The sequence below is a fragment of the Propionivibrio sp. genome (assembly GCF_047602565.1).
Classification (GTDB): domain Bacteria; phylum Pseudomonadota; class Gammaproteobacteria; order Burkholderiales; family Rhodocyclaceae; genus Propionivibrio.
In genome coordinates, this window is the sequence record NZ_JASGGX010000001.1 from 4,788,550 (window position 1) to 4,806,986 (window position 18,437).

At 67.5% G+C, this 18,437-nt stretch carries 11 protein-coding genes and 1 riboswitch; of the genes, 8 read left to right on the top strand and 3 right to left on the bottom strand.

What is annotated here, in order from left to right; genetic code table 11:
* Positions 1 to 19 precede the first annotated feature (19 nt).
* Entirely contained in the window at positions 20 to 5,011 is a 4,992-nt protein-coding gene (locus QM701_RS22695; RefSeq protein WP_415169259.1) for a 2-oxoacid:acceptor oxidoreductase family protein, read from the top strand.
* Positions 5,008 to 7,854 carry a sulfide/dihydroorotate dehydrogenase-like FAD/NAD-binding protein gene (locus QM701_RS22700; RefSeq protein WP_415169260.1) on the top strand — a complete coding sequence of 949 codons (2,847 nt, stop codon included), beginning with the start codon at positions 5,008 to 5,010 and terminating at the stop codon, positions 7,852 to 7,854. Before QM701_RS22695 ends, QM701_RS22700 begins: the two co-directional genes overlap by 4 nt.
* Positions 7,855 to 8,058: 204 nt before the next feature.
* Here QM701_RS22700 and QM701_RS22705 read toward each other — a convergent pair whose 3' ends face one another.
* Positions 8,059 to 8,352: a hypothetical protein gene (locus tag QM701_RS22705; RefSeq protein WP_415169261.1), complete on the bottom strand. Its 294-nt coding sequence runs from the start codon at positions 8,350 to 8,352 to the stop codon at positions 8,059 to 8,061.
* 7 nt (positions 8,353 to 8,359) lie between these two features.
* On the opposite strand from QM701_RS22705, the gene QM701_RS22710 reads away from it, so the two are divergent.
* On the top strand, positions 8,360 to 9,586 hold the full coding sequence (locus QM701_RS22710) for a C13 family peptidase (RefSeq protein ID WP_415169262.1): 1,227 nt from the start codon (positions 8,360 to 8,362) through the stop codon (positions 9,584 to 9,586).
* A gap of 21 nt (positions 9,587 to 9,607) precedes the next feature.
* On the top strand, positions 9,608 to 9,919 hold the full coding sequence (locus tag QM701_RS22715; protein ID WP_415169263.1) for a hypothetical protein: 312 nt from the start codon (positions 9,608 to 9,610) through the stop codon (positions 9,917 to 9,919).
* A gap of 54 nt (positions 9,920 to 9,973) precedes the next feature.
* Here QM701_RS22715 and QM701_RS22720 read toward each other — a convergent pair whose 3' ends face one another.
* Positions 9,974 to 11,116, bottom strand: coding sequence for an acyltransferase family protein (locus QM701_RS22720; protein WP_415169264.1), 1,143 nt, complete (start codon positions 11,114 to 11,116; stop codon positions 9,974 to 9,976).
* A 333-nt stretch (positions 11,117 to 11,449) separates the two neighbouring features.
* Positions 11,450 to 11,747: riboswitch (cobalamin riboswitch) on the top strand.
* A 207-nt stretch (positions 11,748 to 11,954) separates the two neighbouring features.
* Between QM701_RS22720 and QM701_RS22725 the strand changes: the two genes are divergently transcribed.
* From QM701_RS22725 to QM701_RS22740, 4 genes are read left to right on the top strand one after another with little or no spacing between them, the layout of a single operon-like run.
* The gene (locus tag QM701_RS22725; RefSeq protein WP_415169265.1) at positions 11,955 to 14,009 is read left to right on the top strand and encodes a TonB-dependent receptor; all 2,055 of its coding nucleotides are present in this window, start codon (positions 11,955 to 11,957) and stop codon (positions 14,007 to 14,009) included.
* A gap of 52 nt (positions 14,010 to 14,061) precedes the next feature.
* A complete protein-coding gene (locus tag QM701_RS22730; protein WP_415169266.1) occupies positions 14,062 to 15,066 on the top strand; it encodes an ABC transporter substrate-binding protein in 1,005 nt (334 codons plus the stop codon).
* A gap of 24 nt (positions 15,067 to 15,090) precedes the next feature.
* Positions 15,091 to 16,164 carry a FecCD family ABC transporter permease gene (locus tag QM701_RS22735; protein WP_415169267.1) on the top strand — a complete coding sequence of 358 codons (1,074 nt, stop codon included), beginning with the start codon at positions 15,091 to 15,093 and terminating at the stop codon, positions 16,162 to 16,164.
* Positions 16,161 to 16,934 (top strand): ABC transporter ATP-binding protein, encoded by a 774-nt coding sequence (locus QM701_RS22740; RefSeq protein ID WP_415169268.1) that lies wholly within the window; start codon positions 16,161 to 16,163, stop codon positions 16,932 to 16,934. The genes QM701_RS22735 and QM701_RS22740 overlap by 4 nt, the downstream gene beginning before the upstream one ends.
* Here QM701_RS22740 and QM701_RS22745 read toward each other — a convergent pair.
* Entirely contained in the window at positions 16,879 to 18,327 is a 1,449-nt protein-coding gene (locus QM701_RS22745; protein ID WP_415169269.1) for a tetratricopeptide repeat protein, read from the bottom strand. The two genes, QM701_RS22740 and QM701_RS22745, sit on opposite strands and share 56 nt — an antisense overlap.
* Positions 18,328 to 18,437: the final 110 nt, after the last annotated feature.

Sequence of the window (18,437 nt, forward strand, 5' to 3'; positions counted from 1 at the left end):
TTCCTATGGACGTCCGACCATGAAAGTCAAGAAAGCGAAGTACCCAGGCATCCCCAGCGTCATCCACGGCAACGGTGCCGTCGCCCACGTCATGAGCAACGTGTGCGGCGGGGTGATCGGCTACCCGATCACGCCCTCGACCGAAATCGCCGAGCTCTACGAGGCGTTCCGGGCGGAAGGCGGGGTCAACGTGTGGGGCAAGCATCCGTTCTTCTTCGAGCCCGAAGGGGAGCATTCGGCGCAGAGCGGCGCGCTGGGCGCGGCCTTGACCGGCGGCCAGTTCATCTCCAACGCCTCGTCGAGCCAAGGCATTCTCTATGCGCTCGAATCGCACTACGTGACGGTCGGCAAGAAGGTCGGCGGCTTCGTGCTGCAGGTGGCGGCGCGCGTCGTTTCCAAGCATTCGCTGAACGTGATGGCCGGGCACGACGACGTGTATGCCCTGCTGTCCTCGGGCTACACCATCCTGTTCGGCGCCAACCCGCAGGAAGCCGCGGATCTGGCGGCGATCTCCTACCGCACCTCGGCGCTGTCGCTGATCCCGGTGGCCAACGCCATGGACGGCTTTGCCACCAGCCACATGATGAGCGAGGCGCTGCTGCCGGAACCGGAACTGCTGCGCGAATATCTCGGCGACCCGGCCGGGCGCATCAAGGCGCCGACGCTGGCGCAGGAAATCCTGTTCGGCTCCAAGGGCCGCGTGTTCCAGTTGAACCAGTATCTCGCCCGCCACGCGGCCGACGTCGCCGAGGCCGATCTGGCGGCGCTGAAAAAATTCCTCGACGCCAACGCGGCGAAGATCGAGAAGGACAACGACGGCGCGCTGGTCGGCAAGACGCTCGGCTGGCTGCCCGAGGAATTGCAGGGCGCGTGGCGCCGGCAGTGGCTCAACGCCTTCGAGAAGGGCACGCGCCAGCTCGTCCCGGCGCTGGTGGACATCAACAATCCCGGCCTGACCGGGCCGGTGCAGAACCAGCCCGACTTCCAGGCCGGCGCGGCCGACCACCGCACGCACTTCGCCAGCGCCGTGCCGGCGCTGGTGCGGCAGGCGATGGCCGAATACTCGGCGCTGACCGGCCGCGCGTACTCGCCGGTGCACACCTTCATGTGCGACGACGCCGAGACGGTGATGGTCGGCCTCGGCTCGGTCTGCGACGACGTCGAGGCCGTGGTGACGCATCTGCGCGGGCAGGGTAAGAAGGTTGGCCTGGTGTCGATCAAGCTGCTGCAACCGTTCCCGGAAGCGGAAGTGGTCGCCGCGCTGGCCGGCAAGAAGGCGGTGACGGTGCTCGAACGCTCCGACCAGACGGCGCTGACCACGCTGGTCACGCAGGCGCTGTTCAAGGCGCGCGAGAACGGCGACCTGAAGCGCGGCGAGGCCGAGCGCCATGCCGGCATCCCGGGCATCAAGGCGTCTCCGAAACTGACCACGGCGATCTTCGGCCTCGGCGGCCACGACCTGCAGCCGCGCCACCTGATCGCCGCGTTCAGGAACATGGAGGGCGGCGCGGGCGCCTCGCTGATCTATCTCGGCTCGCAGTTCTTCTCCAGGAACCCGAATCCGCGCATGGCCGAGCTGCAGAAAAAGCTCAAGGCCGCGTATCCGGAAACCGAGCTGATGGCGCTGGAGACCGAGCCGAATCCGCGCCTGTTGCCCGACACGGCCTTCCGCGTGCGCTTCCACTCGGTCGGCGGCTACGGCACGATCGCTTCGGGCAAGCTCTTGACCGACATCCTGGCCGGCGTGCTCGACATGCACTCCAAGGCCGCGCCGAAGTACGGCTCGGAAAAGAGCGGCGCGCCGACCAACTACTACATCACGCTCTCGCCCGAGACGATCAAGATCACCAACGCCGAGCTGGAGGACGTCGAGGTGGTCATCTCGCCGGATCATCGCTCGTTTGTGCACACCAATCCGCTCAAGGGACTGGCCGCGGGCGGCACCTTCATCCTGCAGTCGAACGCCACGCCCGAGCACGTGTGGGAGGAGCTGCCGGCGCAGGCGAGGAAGACGATCCGCGAGAAGAAGATCAATTTCTTCATCATCGACGCCTTCGCCGTCGCCAAGAAGCACGCGCCGACGCCGGAACTCGCCACGCGCATGATGGGCATCGCCTTCATCGGCGCGGTGGCCGGGCACGTCCAGCAGGTGGCGGCGGGCGCGTCGCCGAAGGCCATCCTTGAGAAGGTGCGCAAACAGATCGCCAAGAAGTTCGGCAGCAAGGGCGCCGCGGTGGTCGAGGGCAACATGGACGTCATCCAGGAGGGCATCGAGGCGACGGTGCGCGTCGATTACGACCAGCCGGCGCTCAGGAAGATCGACGCCAAGCCGGCGCCGATCGCTCTGCGCAACGTCTCGCTGTCCGCCTCGATGTGCCAGCCCGACGGCGCTTCCGCGTGCGGCCTGTTCGACCGCGAGTACTTCAACGACATGGTCGCCACACCGTTCCGCGAGGGCACCATCGCCGAGGCGCCGGTGCTGCCGGGCGCCGGGCTGTTCATGCCGGCCGGCACCGCCGGCTCGAAGGACAAGGGCCTGTTCCGCCGCAGCGTGCCGCTGTTCGACCCCGAGTCGTGCACCGGCTGCATGGAATGCACGCTGGTCTGTCCGGACGCGGCGATCCCGAACACCGTGCATGACATCCACGAACTGCTGCTGACCGGCATCCGCCGCCTCGACGTCACCGAGGCGCAGCGCGAGGCCATGCGCGGCCAGGTGTACGCGATCGCCGAGGCGGTGCGCGAGGCCTACCGGCAGGGCAAGGAAAGCCGCGCCTTCCACGAACTCGTCGCCGAGGCCGCCTCGAAGCTGCCGACGCGGCAGGCGACCCTGCTCGCCAACTTCAGCAAGCTGGTCAACGTGCTGGCCGCCTTCCCGGTCGCCCGCACGCGGCCGTTCTTCGACGCCGCCGAGAAGGCCAGCCCCGGCAGCGGCGGGCTGTACTCGGTGACGATCGATCCGTGGAAATGCACCGGCTGCCTGGAATGCGTCAACGTCTGCGGCCCCGGCGCGCTGAAGACGCACGAGCAGGACGCGGTCCTGCTGGGCACGCTGCAGGAACGCTTCGACTTCATGAGCCAGACGCCGAACACGCCGGCGCGCTTCGTCAACGGCGCCATCCAGGCCGGCGGCGAGATCAAGCGCCTGCTGCTCGACCGCGACAACTACTACGCGACGACCGGCGGCCACGGCGGCTGTCGCGGCTGCGGCGAGGTGACGGCGATCCGGCTGGTGATGGCGACCAACCGCGCGATCACCGAGAAGCGGCGGCATGACCACATCGCGGAACTGGAGAAGCTGATCGCCGAACTCGTCGCCAAGCAGTCCTCGCTCGGCAAGAACGAGGTTGAACGCAGCCGGCGCATCGGCGAACTGATCGCCACGCTGGAAAAACGCCTGTACCTGTTCGAAGGCGGCCCGACCGGCAACGGTCCGGCCGGCGCGATCATCGCCAACTCGACGGGCTGCAGCAGCGTCTACGCCTCGACCTTCCCGTTCAACGCCTATAACGACCCGTGGGTCAACAGCCTGTTCCAGGACGCCCAGCCGCTGGCCAAGGGCATCTTCGAGGGCGTCTCGGCGCAGGCCGTGCCGGACGTCAAGGCCATGCGCCTGGCGCGCCTGGAACTCGACGACGCCTACGTGCCGGAGCAGCACGACAAGGAATTCCGCTTCCTGTCGTGGAACCTGTTCACCAAGGAAGAACTCGCGCTCCTGCCGACTGTGATGACCATCGGCGGCGACGGCGCGACCTACGACATCGGCTTCGGCGCGCTCTCGCGCATCCTCGCCAGCAACACGCCGATCAAGGTGCTGGTGCTCAACACCGGCGCGTATTCCAACACCGGCGGGCAGGCCTCGACGTCGAGCTTCACCGGCCAGGATTCGGACCTCGCGCGGCACGGCGGGGCGCACAGCGGCAAGCAGGAGTCGCGCAAGGAACTGGGCCTGATCGCCTCGTTCCACCCGAACGTCTTCGTCTGCTCGACGAGCACGGCGCTGCAGGGGCACTACCTGAAGAACACCATGGAGTTCCTCTCCTACACCGACGCGCCGGCGGTGCTCGACGTGTATACGCCGTGCCAGGGCGAGCACGGCATCGCCGACAACGTTTCCGCCCGCCAGGCGCGCCTGGCCGTGGAAAGCCGCATGAACCCGGTGTTCGTGCACGATCCGCGCAAGGGCAAGACGCTGCACGAGTGGTTCTCGCTCGACGGCAACCCGGACCCGGACAAGACCTGGACCAGGGCGCCGCTGGAATACCTCGACGAGAACGGCGAGCTCAAGCTGATGGAGGTCGAGCTCACGCCGGCCAGCTTCGCGGTCGGCGAGATCCGCTTCAAGAAGCAGTTCCGCAAGCTTGGCGCCGACGCCCCCAACCTGGTGCCGATCGCCGAGTTCATCGACCTTTCGGCCGAGGCGCGGCAGGGCAGGACGCCGTTCGTCTTCTCGGTCAACGCCGACAAGCGGCTCGTTCGGCTGGGCGTTTCCGCGTCCATCGTCGAACTGGTCGAGGAGCGGCGCCGGAACTGGCAGACGCTGCAATACCTCGCCGGTTTCCACGTCGCGCGCATGGACGCCGGCCATCGCGCCAGCATCGACGCGCTGCAGGCCAAGGTCAAGGAATCCGTCCAACAGCACGACAGCTCGCTCGACGCGATCGCCCGCGCCATGTCCGAACTGGCGGCCTCCAGCAAGGCGCCGGCCGGCATCGGCAGGACCATCCCGATCGTCCCGGTCGCGGGTGCGGCGCCGGCGGCCGCGGAGGCGGCCACCGCCGTCGCCGAGGCGCTGGTGAGCATCGAGGACCCGGCCAAGTGCACCAACTGCAAGACCTGCTACCAGGACATTCCGGAGCTGTTCGAGAAGACGCGCCTCGTCGTCGACGGCGAGAGCAGGGAAGTGGCGCGCCTGATTCCGGGCGCCCTGGAGCGCGTGGCCCCGACCCCCGAGCTGAAGGCCCGCATCAAGCGGGTGTCGGCCAACTGCGACGCGGAGATCATTCGATGAGCACCGGATCGACCCAATTCAGCCAGGACGACCTGCAGCGCTACCGGGAGGCCAGCCACGCGCTGGACGCCACGCGCTCGCAGATCGAGGCGCTGGAGCAGACGGCCGCCGTCGGCACCTTCAACAAGCAGCTGGACCTGCTGCGGCGGCGGCTGCTCAACGACCCGCAGGCTTTCCGCGAGATGTTCATCTCCGATGGCGCGGCGGCCATCGTCGCGGAGTTCAAGCAGGACGAGCTTTCCCCGGAATTCATCCGCACCTTCTGGGAACTGCTGCTGCGCGACGACGACATGAGCAAGGTGCTGATGCGCTTCGTCTGGGGCGTGCCGCTGGGCTTGAAGCGCAAGTTCGTCAAGGCGCTCGACCTGCACCTTTCCGACCGCTATCCGATGTTCAAGGGCCTGTCGCAGAACTGGCCGGCGGAGAGCTTCATTCCGCCGTACATCCGCTCGCCCGAGGAGCGTTCCGTCGATTTCGGACTGGTCAACCAGGGCTATCTCGGCTACATGAACCTCGGATATTCGGCACGCGAGGTCGACCTGATCGTCTGGCTCGAAGTGCTGCGCGACAAGCAGTGCGACGAGAAACCCTGCGAAGTCGGCCTGCACGTGCCCGGCAAGTTCGAGCCCAAGGGCGGCTGCCCGGTCAAGATCCACATCCCGGAGATGCTCGACCTGCTCGGCAACGGGCGCTTCCGCGAGGCCATGGAGCTGATCGAGAACTGCAACCCGCTGCCCAACGTCACCGGCCGCGTCTGCCCGCAGGAGCTGCAATGCCAGGGCGTCTGCGCGCACGCCAAGCAGCCGATCGAGATCGGCCAGATCGAATGGTTCCTGCCGCAGCGCGAGAAGGTCGTCGATCCGGACGGCATCGCCGCGCGCTTCGCCGGCTTCCCCGATCCTTGGGAAAAGGCCGAGAAGCCGCCGATCGCCGTGGTCGGCTCCGGGCCGGCCGGGCTGATCAACGCCTACCTGCTGGCGGTCGAGGGCTTCCCGGTGACCGTCTTCGAAGCCTTCCACGCGCTCGGCGGCGTGCTGCGCTACGGCATCCCCGAGTTCCGCCTGCCCAACGAGCTGATCGACGACGTGGTCGGCAAGATCAGGCTGCTCGGCGGCAAGTTCGTCTCCAACTTCGTCGTCGGCAAGACGGCGACCTTGCAGGACCTGCGCAACGCCGGCTTCTGGAAGATCTTCGTCGGCACCGGCGCCGGCCTGCCGCGCTTCATGAACGTGCCCGGCGAGCACCTGCTCAACGTGATGTCGGCCAACGAGTTCCTGACCCGCGTCAATCTCATGCAGGGCCTGCGCGAGGACTACGAGACGCCTCTGCCGGAAACCAGGGGCAAGGAAGTCATCATCATCGGCGGCGGCAACACCGCGATGGACGCGGCGCGCACCGCGCGGCGCCTGGGCGGCAACGTCACCATCGTCTATCGCCGCACCAAGAGCGAGATGCCGGCGCGCGTCGAGGAACTGCATCACGCGCTGGAAGAGGGCATCCAGCTCAAGGTCCTGCGCTCGCCGTGCGAGTTCGTCGGCGACGACAAGACGCATTTCGTCACCGGCGCCGTGCTCGAAGTGATGGCCCTGGGCGAGCCCGACGCTTCCGGGCGCCGCAGCCCGGTCGCCACCGGCGAGAGGGAGCTGATGCGGGCCGATCTGGTGATCATGGCGCTCGGCAACGACCCGAACCCGATCATCAAGGACTCCGAGCCGAGCCTGAAGACAACCAAGTGGGGCACCATCGACCTCGGCAGCAAGGGCTCGCAGAAGACCTCGCTCGACGGCATCTATTCCGGCGGCGACGCGGCGCGCGGCGGCTCGACGGCGATCCGCGCGGCTGGCGACGGGCAGGCGGCGGCGCGCGAGATCGTCGGCGACATCGACCTGTCCACCGACGAAATCCGCGGCCGGGTCGACAAGGCCCGGGCCTACTCGCACCTCGGCGCCTCGCCGCAGACGATCCTGGAGAAGATCGAGCTGACGCCCGGCATCGTCGAATTTATCGTCCACGCGCCGCTTATCGCCCGGGCGGCGCGGGCCGGGCAGTTCGTGCGCGTGCTGGCCTGGCCGAACGGCGAGCTGATCCCGCTGACGCTCGCCGATTGGGACGCCAAGGCCGGCACCATCTGCCTGGTGGTGCAGGGCATGGGCACCAGCAGCATCGAGATCAACCGCATGCAGGTCGGCGAAGCCTTCGCCGGCATCGCGGGGCCGCTCGGCCTGCCGAGCGAGCTGCACCATTACGATGCGGAGAAGCAGACGGTGGTGTTCACGGCGGGCGGCGTCGGCCTGCCACCGGTGTATCCGATCGCCCGCGAGCACCTGCGCCTCGGCAACCATGTCACCCTGATCTCCGGCTTCCGCAGCGCCGACCTGTTGTTCTGGACGAAGGAGAACGAGCGCGTCGGCAAGCTGCAGGCCGAGTTCGGCGACCGGCTCGACGTGATCTACACCAGCAACGACGGTAGCTTCGGCGTCAAGGGCTTCGTCTCCGGCCCGCTCGAGGAAATGCTCAAGGACGGCAAGACGAGCAAGGGCCGCGAGATCGCCGAGGTGGTCACCATCGGCCCGCCGCTGATGATGCGCGCGATCAGCGACCTGACGCGCCCCTACGGCGTGAAGACCGTCGCCAGCCTCAACTCGATCATGGTCGACGCGACGGGCATGTGCGGCGCGTGCATGGTGCCGGTCAACATCGAGGGCCGGATGGTGCGCAAGCACGCCTGCGTCGACGGCCCCGAGATCGACGGCCACATCATCGACTGGGACAAGTTCCTGCCGCGCTTCAACCTGTTCAAGCCGCAGGAGCAGGCGAGCAAGGCGAAGCACGGGCTGGGGTAAACGCCGGACAGTCCCGGCATGGAAGGAACGGGGCGGGCGACCGCCCCGTTTTTTTGTTGGATGTCCGTGCTTATGGAATAATGCCCACCGGATCGTCCGAAAAGACAAGAAACGGACCGTCGCGCATCGGGCCCGTCGGCCGGCATGGCGCTTCTCCCGCGAATATGTCATTGCGAAACCGAGCCATCCCGTCCGGTTTCGTCGTCATTCATGCAAATTGGAACAGGAAGGACATTGGGTGTGGCGATGAGGTTTTCCAGTATCGACCCGATCGCGGCGGCAGCGGCGGACCATTGGCGTTCCACCGTCGCCACGCTGCTGCAGGGATGTCGCGGCGCGGCATTTCTCAAGATTCGCCATTCGGACATCCCGGCGACGTTCTCCCAGTTGATCGGCCTGACGGGGATCGGCCTCCTCCTTCAGTTCGTCCACGATTTCCTCATGGTCGGCCCGCAGGGCGAGTTGCACGCCGTTCGGGCTCCCCAGTCTGCTTTTCAAGGTGCCGGTGATCCTGTTCGCCGCGTGGGCCGTCTGCGCGCTCCTGAAAAAAACGGAAGCGACCCTGGCGCTGGCCGTCGCGATCTGTGCCATGTCCATCCCGATCGAAACAGGCTCGGCGATCCTGCTGAAGATCATGGACAGCAGGGTTCTGAGTGCAGCCTTCGGAGGGTTCGACGGGTCGTATCTTCTTTACCAGAATCTCGCACCCGCCTGGCTGGGGATGGCGGCGGCAGTCGCGGGCTGGCGCTTCTTCGCCCTGCCGCCGAAGCCGGGCCTTGCCGCGATGCTACCCGCCTTCCTGCTTGTCTGGGCGCCCCTGTCGCAGATCGGTACATGGGGCTCCCTATGGACCAAGCCGTACAACCAGGAGTCTTATGAGCAGGCGGAACTGCAACGGAATCCGCTGCGCGGCGAACGTGCGTTCTACAGTCAGCAGCGTGCCCTGGACAAGGCACTCGCGTCGCTCGTCCCCGGATCGCCGGAGGCCGCCCACGTTTATTTCGTCGGCGTGGCCGGCGATTCCCATCAGGACGTCTTCATGAAGGAAGTGCACTACGCCGCCGGCCTGTTCAAGGCGCATTTCGATACGGTGGGCCGCTCGATCATGCTCATCAACAATGCGAAGACCGTCCTCGATACGCCGATCGCCAGCGTGACCAGTCTTGGCCTGGCCCTGAAACAGATGGGCAAGGTGATGAACCCGGAAAAGGACATCCTGTTCCTCTATCTCACTGCGCACGGATCGAAGACTCACCGGCTTTCGCTGAGTTTCGGCGACATGCGCTTCGAAGCGCTGGATCCGCCGACCCTGCGCCGCCTTCTGGACGACGCGCGCATCAAACGTCGCGTGGTCGTCGTGTCGGCCTGTTACTCGGGCGGCTTCATCGAGCCGCTGAAAGATCCGGACACGCTGATAATCACCGCCTCGGCCGCCGATCGCACGTCCCACGGATGCAGCAACGAGGCCGACTTCACGTTCTTCGGCAGGGCCTATTTCCAGGACGGGCTGCGCAAGACCGATTCCTTCATAGAGGCCTTCAATATCGCCATGCCGCTGATCGCTTCCCGCGAAACGAGGGACGACTACAGCCCGGCCGATCCCCAGATATACGTTGGCACCGGGATCGGCGCCGCGATCGATCAGTACGTCGAACAGCGAAAAGCCCGCGATCGTGCCGACGAAAAGGGACTCCGGAAGCTATCCGGGCCGGCCCGGGTTTACACGCAGTAGTTATATGAGGAGGAAATCAGGATGTCGATAATGAAATCCGGCGCGCTTTTTTGCTTCAAGAGTGTTGTCTTCTCGGCCATTTTCTGGGGCTTGTGGATAGGTGTCATCCGGCCGATGACGACGGCGCCGCAGGCTGCCAACACTCAGAATACCCAGTCCAGTTCCGAGATGCAGGCGTACGAGGAGCAGTTGAATCGCACGAATCGCATGCTCGATATTTCCGAAGACCAGCAAAGAAGAATGGACCAGTACCTGACCAGCCAGGAGGAGAACGCCAAACGCCTCGATGCGGTGCTGAGGGTCTGGGAAAAGCAGGCTGGAATCGGCCGGTGATGCGTGCCGTTTTATAACTGAAGCGCGGCGGCCTCTGGCGCCGCCTCGTTCCGTCTATCGCTTGCGTGATCCGTCCTGGACGCGGACGGCCAGTCTGTCCATCCGGGCCTCCCGCGATCCCGGCGGCGTCGCCAGCATACGGGCCAGATGGCCGGCGGGGATTTCCACCCAGCGGTGGAACACCGCCGCCGCCGCGACGCTGAGCGCGACCGCCGCGCCCAGGGCGGCGACGGCGTCCTCGGGCGAGGTCCAGTCGAGGCGGATGCATGCGGTGGAAACGAGCACCAGCACGGGGAAGTGTACCAGGAACAGGCTGTAGGAAATCTTGCCGAACCAGGCGACCACCCGGCTTTTCGGCCAGCGGCTGCCCCAGCCCGTCGCTCCCGCGAAGAAGAGCGCCGCGCCGACGGCCATGGCGGCGACCAGGCGCCAGCGCCAGGCGACGCACAGGGCGGCTACGAACAGGAGCTGGTAGAGCCAGAATCCGGCGTGCCGGCCGCCCGGCCGCAAGGCGCGGTGCACCACCACGCCCATGAAGAAGTAGGGGAAGAAGTAGAGCGCCCAGGCGTCGCGGCTGGGATCGAGGTTGACGTGGAACAGCGAGACCGCGGCCAGCAGCCAGCCGAGCAGCATCCCCGCGTCGAAGCGGGAGCTTCCCGTCGAGTCGCGCACGCCGAGGATGAGCGCGTACATCAGACACAGCTGGAAGTTGATGCAGACGAACCAGAGCCCGGCGGAGAGCTGTTCCTGGCCGAGAATGTCCTGCAGGAAGACCAGATGGGTCAGCAGTTGCCAGGAGGTCACCCGGCTGCCCGTCACCTGCGGCGGGAGGTAGCCGCAGGCCAGCGAATACGCCAGCAGCACGAGCGCGATCGTGGCGAGGTAGGGAATGCCGAGCCGGCAATAGCGCTGCGCCAGGAAGGCGCCGATGCGGCGCAGGTTCCAGTGGCGCCCGGACAGGCTGCGCGCCAGCACGTAGCCGCTCACCCCGAAGAAGATCTGCGTGGTGCGGGCGTGGTCCCGCAGCCAGTCCAGGCAGGCGCCGAGCAGCGGCGCCGCCAGGTCGTTCAGCGGCGGGTAAAGCGCGAAGTGGTGCAGCATGATGGAGATCGAACCGAACGCGCGCAGGGCGTCCAGGAACAGCAAGCGCCGTTGGTCGGGCGACGCGGCGTCGGATTGGGGTGAATGAGAAAGCATGAATCGGGACATTCCGGGTTGTTTTCTCTGAGTCGGCCGAACCGGCCGTTCGCGGTCCGTTCGGTCCGCCTTTCCCGGCGGAACGGGCGCCATCGGCGCCGTGGGAACCCTTCGAAGGAGCGCGCCGGCGGGGCCGAAGCCCGCGCGGTGGGCTCGATCGCCTTGCCGCATGTTCCCGCCACGGATGAGGAAAGGTTCGACTATTACGATCCTTGCCTCGAAAATATCGAATGATACTTCACTTCACGATGTCGTGAAAGTGAGAACGATTCGTATCGAAGGGCACATCGTCGTCTTCATGCCGGCCGGGCTTCCGGTGAATCGAAAGCGATGCTAGAATCATAGGCCGCAGGCTCCTGGTGGATCGTTCTCTTTCGACCATCGGGTTAAACGGGAACAGGGTGCGCGGATTGAAATGCCGCAAAGCCCTGGCTGCCCCCGCAACGGTAAGCAAATAGGAGCTCCCCGGCCGCCCGGTCATTCAGGCGGCCAGCCACTGGTATTTCACGTGGCTTCGACAGCGAAGCGCGCGGACATATTGGGAAGGTGGAGTGTCCGGCATGGTGCCGCACGCAGAATCAGGCCCTGCCAATTGCCAGCCCGGAGACCGGCCTGCAGGGACCGCCCGGCGCTTGTCGGCTGGACGGTTGTTTTTGGCAGACCGTCTGCGGGGAGCAGGTGGCGGCAGAATTTCCTGGCTCCGGGACGGGGCTGGAAAGTGCCGCTGCGTGCATCCGGACGGTCAGAACAGGACGATCTGACCATGAAGTGCGCTAGACCTTTTCTTTTCTCACCCGCCGTCCACGCGCGGCATCCACTCTCCAAAATTTGCCTGGCCGTGCTTTGCGTTCCCCTGACTCTGGGGCACGCCCTCGCGCAGGAATCCGTGCTGCCGGAAGTCGAAGTCACGGCGAGCGCCGAAAGCGCCGGGCTGGGACTCTCCGAGCCTTCGGCGACCGGCAGCCGCACCGGCATTCGCGGCCAGGAACTGCCCGCCAGCGTCGAGAAACTCGACGCCAGGGCGCTACGCGAGCGCGGCGATTTCGCGGTGGTCGACGCCATCACGCGCACGACCGGCCTGACCTCGCAGGGCACGGGCGGCAATGGCGGCATGGCTTTCTCCAGCCGCGGCTTCGCCGGCGTGAACTCGGTCGGGGTCGCCGAGGACGGGACGCGGCTGGGCGTGGCCGCCGGCACGATCAACTATCCCAACGACAGCTGGGGCTACGAAAGCATCGAGGTGCTGCGCGGCCCGGCCTCGATCGTCTACGGCGCCGGCACGGCGGGCGCGGTCATCAACGCGGTGCGCAAGCAGCCCAGCCGCGAGAGTTCCAGCGAGGCGCTGCTGGGCGTGGGCGAATACGGCACGGCCCGCCTGGGCCTGGGGTTCACCGGTCCCATCGGCGAGATCGCCAGCTACCGCGTCGACGTCTATGGGCATTATTCGGACGGCGAGCGCGACCTCGGGCGCTCGCAGGGCGGGAAATTCATGGGGACGCTGCGCCTGCAGCCGTCCAGCGATCTGCGCTTCGAACTGCTGGCCGACGTCAGCGAGCAGAAGCCGGAGGATTACTGGGGCACGCCGATCTACAGCGGGCGCGTGGTCAAGCGCCTGCGCGACGAGAACTACAACGTCAGCGACGGCGTCATCCGCTACGAGGACAAGCGCCTGCGCGCGCGTGCCGAATGGGCGGCCAACGACTGGCTGACCCTGCGCGACGAGGTGTATTACTTCCAGTCCGACCGCCACTGGAAGAACGTCGAGAATTACGCCTACAACCCGGCGACCGGCAAGGTGACGCGCTCCTCCTACCTGGAAATCAAGCACGATCTGGATCAGCGGGGCAACCGCCTGGAAGCGGCGATCAACGCCGGCGCGCACAAGGCCGTGCTGGGCTGGGAGGTGTCCAGCGCCGACGGGAGGTTCTCCAACAACTCGCCGTACGGCGGCACCTCCGTCGTCTCGGCCGACGATCCGGTGCACGGCGTGTGGAGCAGCCCGGACGTCACCCGCGCCAAGTTCGACACCGACACCACGCAGCACGCCTTCTATTTCGAGGATGCCTGGCGTTTCGCCGAGAAGTGGCAGCTGCTGTTCGGCGCCCGCCGCGACCTGAGCGACTATTCGCGCCACGAGCTGGTGAGCGGCACGTCCTTCGACAAGGATCTGGCCGGCACCTCCTGGCGGCTGGGGCTGACCCACTTCGTCACCCCGGATCTCAGCGTCTACGGCCAGTACAGCAAGGGCTACGACCCGGTGGACAGCATGCTGACGCTCAGTCTGGCCAACAGCAGCTTCAAGCTCACCTCGGCGAAGCAGGCCGAGGCGGGGGTCAAGCAGCAGTTCGGCCAGGGGCTGGGCGAGTGGACGGCGGCGATCTACCGCATCGAGAAGGACGACATCATCACCCGCGACCCGGTGACCCCGTCGATTTCGGTGCAGGGAGGCAGCCAGCATGCCAAGGGGCTGGAACTCGCCGCCGTGCTCCGGCCGACCAAGAACTGGCGCTTCGAAGGCAATTACGCGCGGACCGACGCCGAGTTCGACGAGCTGATCGAAGCCGGCGGCGCCGACCGCGCGGGCAACCGCCCGAGCAACGTGGCGCGGAACGTCGCCAACCTGTGGGGGCATTACCTCGTGGGCAGCTGGCAAACCTCGCTCGGCGCGCGCTACGTCGGCAAGCGCTACGCCAACAACGCCAACACGCTGACCCTGCCGTCCTACACCGTGCTCGACGGCGCCGTCAGCTGGCGCTACAACCCGCGCGCCACGCTGCGCCTGCTCGGCCGCAACCTGACCAACAAGGTGTACGCCGCAGCCGCCTACGGCAGCAGCCAGTACCTCATGGGCGACGACCGCCGCGTGGAATTGATCGCCGAACTGAAGTTCTGACGTGCCGGTCTCCCGCGTCCGTTCATCTTCCCGGCGGCGGTGCCGCGCCGGGTTGCTGGCTCTCGGGCTGGGCCTGCTGGTTGCCTGTTCGCCCGAGAGCCCGCCGCCGGCCGGAAAGCCGCCGCCGGAGAAGCGTGCCGCCGCGCCCGTTGACGCAACCCCGGTACCGCCGGTCAGCGTCGAGGTCTGCGGCGAAACGGTGCGCTACGACAAGGTGCCGCGGCGGGCGGTCACGCATGACGTCAACATCACCGAAATGTTCCTGTATCTCGGCCTGGGCGATGCCCTGGTCGGGTACAGCGGCATCCGCAACAACAAGAACATCGCGCCGCAGTACCGGGAGCGCCTGGCCGGCGTGCCAGAGCTGTCCCGCCAGGGCATGAGCCTGGAAGCGATCGTCGGCGCCCAGGCCGATTTCGTGTTCGCCGGCTGGAGCTACGGCTTCCGCGAGGGCGAGGTCACGCCCGTGGCCTTGCGGGAGTTCGGCATCCAGTCCTACGTCCTGACCGAATCCTGCGTGCGCAAGACGGCACGCGCCCGCGTGTCGCTGGAAGACACCTTCGAGGACATGCTCAACCTGGGACGGATTTTCCGCGTCGAAGCGCGCGTGCGGGCGCTGGTCGAGCAGCAGCGGGCCGAGTTGCGGGCCATCGCCACGGCCCTGCAGGGCATCGAATACCGGCCCAGAGTGCTGGTTTACGACAGCGGGACCGAGGCCTTATTCACCACCTCGGGCCGCTTCGGCATGCCCAACGCCATGATCGAGGCGGCCGGCGGCCGCAACATCTTCGACGACGTGCAGAACAGCTGGGTCAAGGGCAGTTGGGAGGCCGTGGTGGAGCGCGATCCGGAATGGATCGTGATCGTCGACTACGATCGGCCGGACGCGCAGGGCAAGATCGACTTCCTGCTCGGCAAGCCGGAGCTGGCGCAGGTCACGGCGATCCGCAGGAAGAACTTCCGCGTCCTCGAATACGCGGAGGCCACGCCCGGTCCGCGCAACGTGGAGCGCACGCGCATGCTGGCGACGGCGTTCCATCCCGAACGCTTCCGCTGAGCCGGCCCCATGCGCGCGACCGCCATGCCTTGTTCCGAAGCCGCCCGGCGGCAGAGATTTTCCTGGCTGCTGGCGGCGCTGGCGGGCCTGCTGGCCGTGTCGCTCACCCTGGGCATCACGCTCGGGCCGGTGGACATCTCGGCGGCCACCGTCTGGCGGATCACCGCCCGCGAGCTGGCCGGGTTCCTGGGGTTCGAGACATCGCCCGGCGACTGGAGCCTGGCGCACCACCAGATCGTCTGGCTGATCCGCATGCCGCGCGTGCTGCTGGCGGCGGTGGTCGGCGCCGGGCTGGCCGTGGTCGGCGTGACCATGCAGGCGATGGTGCGCAACCCGCTGGCCGATCCCTATCTGCTGGGCGTCTCCTCCGGCGCCTCAGTCGGCGCGGTGAGTGTGCTGGCCTACGGCCTGTTCGGCTTCGCCGGGCGCTACGCGCTGCCGGTCGGCGCCTTCGGCGGCGCGCTCGCCGCCAGCGGCGCGGTGTACCTGCTGGCCCACGCCAACGGCCGCCTGCTGGCGCCCCGGCTGGTCCTCGGCGGCGTCGCCATCGGCTACTGCCTGAGCGGGGTGACCAGCCTGATCACTCTCACTGCGGCGCAGCGCGAACTCGCCAATTCCGTGTTGAGCTGGATTCTCGGCAGCCTGGCCGGCGCCAAGTGGCATCAGCTGGGACTGCCGGCTATGCTGCTGCTGGCGGGCATCGCGCTGCTCGTCGCCCAGGCCCGCGCGCTCAACGCCCTGCTGGTGGGCGATGAAACCGCCAGCACGCTGGGCGTGGACACCACGCGCCTGCGGCGCCGGCTGTTTCTCTTCGTCTCGCTGCTCACCGGGGTGATGGTGGCGATCAGCGGCTGCATCGGCTTCATCGGCCTGATGATTCCGCACGTCACGCGCATGCTGGTGGGCAGCGAGCACGGCCGCGTGCTGCCGGTGGCGGCGCTGATCGGCGCGATCTTCCTGGTCTGGGTGGACGCGCTGGCCCGGGTGTGCTTCGCGCCCACGGAAATTCCGGTCGGCGTCATCACCTCGCTGATCGGCGGCCCCTTCTTCGTCTGGATGCTGTACCGCGAGGGGCTGCTGGCGGGAGTCGGGCGATGAGGCTGGAAACCCGTGGCCTGAGCTGGCAGGCGGCCGCGTCCTACATCGTGGAGGAGGTCTCGCTGCGCGTCGCCGAGGGCGAGCTGGTCGGGCTGATCGGTCCCAACGGCAGCGGCAAGTCGACCCTGCTGCGCATGATCTACCGCGTGCTGCGCCCGGCCGCCGGCCACGCGCTGGTCGACGGCCGCGACGTCTGGCGGCTTTCCGCGCGCGAGAACGCGCGCCGCATGGCCGTGCTCGCGCAGGAACAGGCGGGCGAATTCGGCTTCACCGTGCGCGACATGGTGCTGATGGGCCGCACCGCCCATCGCACCGCCTTCGAACGCGACGGGCCGGACGATTTCGCGATCGTGGAAGAGGCGTTGCGGCGGGTCGGCGTGGACCACTTGGCCGGACGTGCGTTCGGCACGCTTTCCGGCGGCGAGAAGCAGCGCGTGCTGATCGCCCGGGCGCTGGCGCAGGAAGCCGGGCTGCTGGTGCTCGACGAGCCGACCAACCACCTGGACGTGCGCCATCAGTTCGAGATCATGAACCTGATCCGCGGCCTGGGCCTGACCGCGATCGCCGCGCTGCACGAGCTGCACATCGCGGCGCACTACTGCGACCGGCTGTTCCTGTTGCAGGACGGCCGCCTGGTGCACTGCGGCACGCCGGCGGAGGTGCTGACGGAACCGATCATCGCCGCAGTTTACGGCGTCTCCGCCAGGGTGCGGATCAGCCCCCGGACCGGCCGGCCGCGGATCGAACTGCTGCCGGACGAGCTTTGCTGAAACGTTCGGCCAACGCATCGCGCAATGCCTCGACCGTGCCGCCCCATTCGCCCATGCGCGTCTGCCGGAACAGCCGCACGACGCCCGGATACCATGGCGAATCCGCGCGCTCCTTCAGCCAGCGCCAGTCGGTCTGGTAGTCGGGGAGCAGAATCCAGCACGGCACGCCGAGCGCGCCAGCGAGGTGGGCGACGGCGGTGTCGACGCCGATGACCAGGTCGAGCTGGCTGACCACCGCCGCCGTGTCGGCGAAATCGGCGAGCTGCGGGCCGAGGCTGGTCAGCTGCAATCCGGCGGGCGGATGCAAGGCCTCGTCCTCGCCGGCGCCTTTCTGCAGGCCGACGAACCGGATGCCCGGAACGCCGCCGAGCGGCGCCAGGGTGGCGAGCGACGGCAGCGAGCGGTGCGCGTCGTTCTCGAAGCGCGGGTTGCCTTTCCACACCAGGCCCACTTTCAGCCCGCCGGCGGGCAGGCGGGGCTGCCAGGCGGCGATCCTCGCCGGCGCCGCGCGCAGGTAGGGGAGGCGCGCCGGAATCGTTTCGAGCGTGGTCCGGCAGTGATACGGAATGCTCAGCGGCGGCGTCCAGTAATCCCAGCCGCCGTCCGGAATCGCCTCGTCGAATCCGAAAACGCGGTCGATGCCGCATTGGCCCGCGAGCAGCGTCGTGAGCGCCGGATGGCAGACGAGGTCGATCGACCGCGGCTGCCGCTCGCGCAGCACGGCGGCGTAGCGGACGAACTGGATCATGTCACCGTGCCCGGCCTCGTAGCCGATCAGCAGCGATTTGCCGGCGAGCGGCTCGCCCTGCCAGCGCGGGCAGGGCATGCGCGCGGCGAAGGCGGCGTACCAGCGGCGTGCCTCCAGGCATGCCCAGCCTTCCTCGTAGCGGCCCTGGCGCAGCAGCAGGTAGGCGAGGTTGAAGCGCGCGGCGAGGTTGCCGGCGTCGAGCGCCATCGCGGTGCGGTGGCATTGCTCGGCTTCGGCCTCGCGCTTCAGGCCGGCGTACAGCACGCCGAGATTCGACCACGGCCGCGGCGATTCGGAGCGCAGGGCGACCGCCTTCAGGCACATCGCCTCGGCTTCCTTGAAGCGTTCGGCGGTGGTCAGCAGCGCGCCGAGGTTCAGCGCCGCCGTCGCGCAGTGCGGGTCGAGTTCGAGCGCGCGGCGCAGGTAGGCCTCGGCGGCTTCCTGCTGGCCGCGCTGGTCGAGGATGTAGCCCAGGTTGGCCGCGGCGCCGGCCAGTGCGTCGGAAAAGGACAAGGCTTCGCGGAAGCAGCGCTCGGCGGACTTCGTGTCGCCCCGTTCGAGGAATTCCACGCCGGCGAGAAAGCGCGCCTCGGCCTCGGCGTGCCGGCGTTTCGCATCGTCGCTGCTGCAAGGGTCGGTCGTCACGTCGGGTCGGCGGCACGGTTGGGGAAGGAACCGCATTGTGCCGGATTCGGTCCCTGGTTACAGCAGGGCGGCGGCGGAACGGCCGCGGCATTTCGAGGCAACCGAAAGGA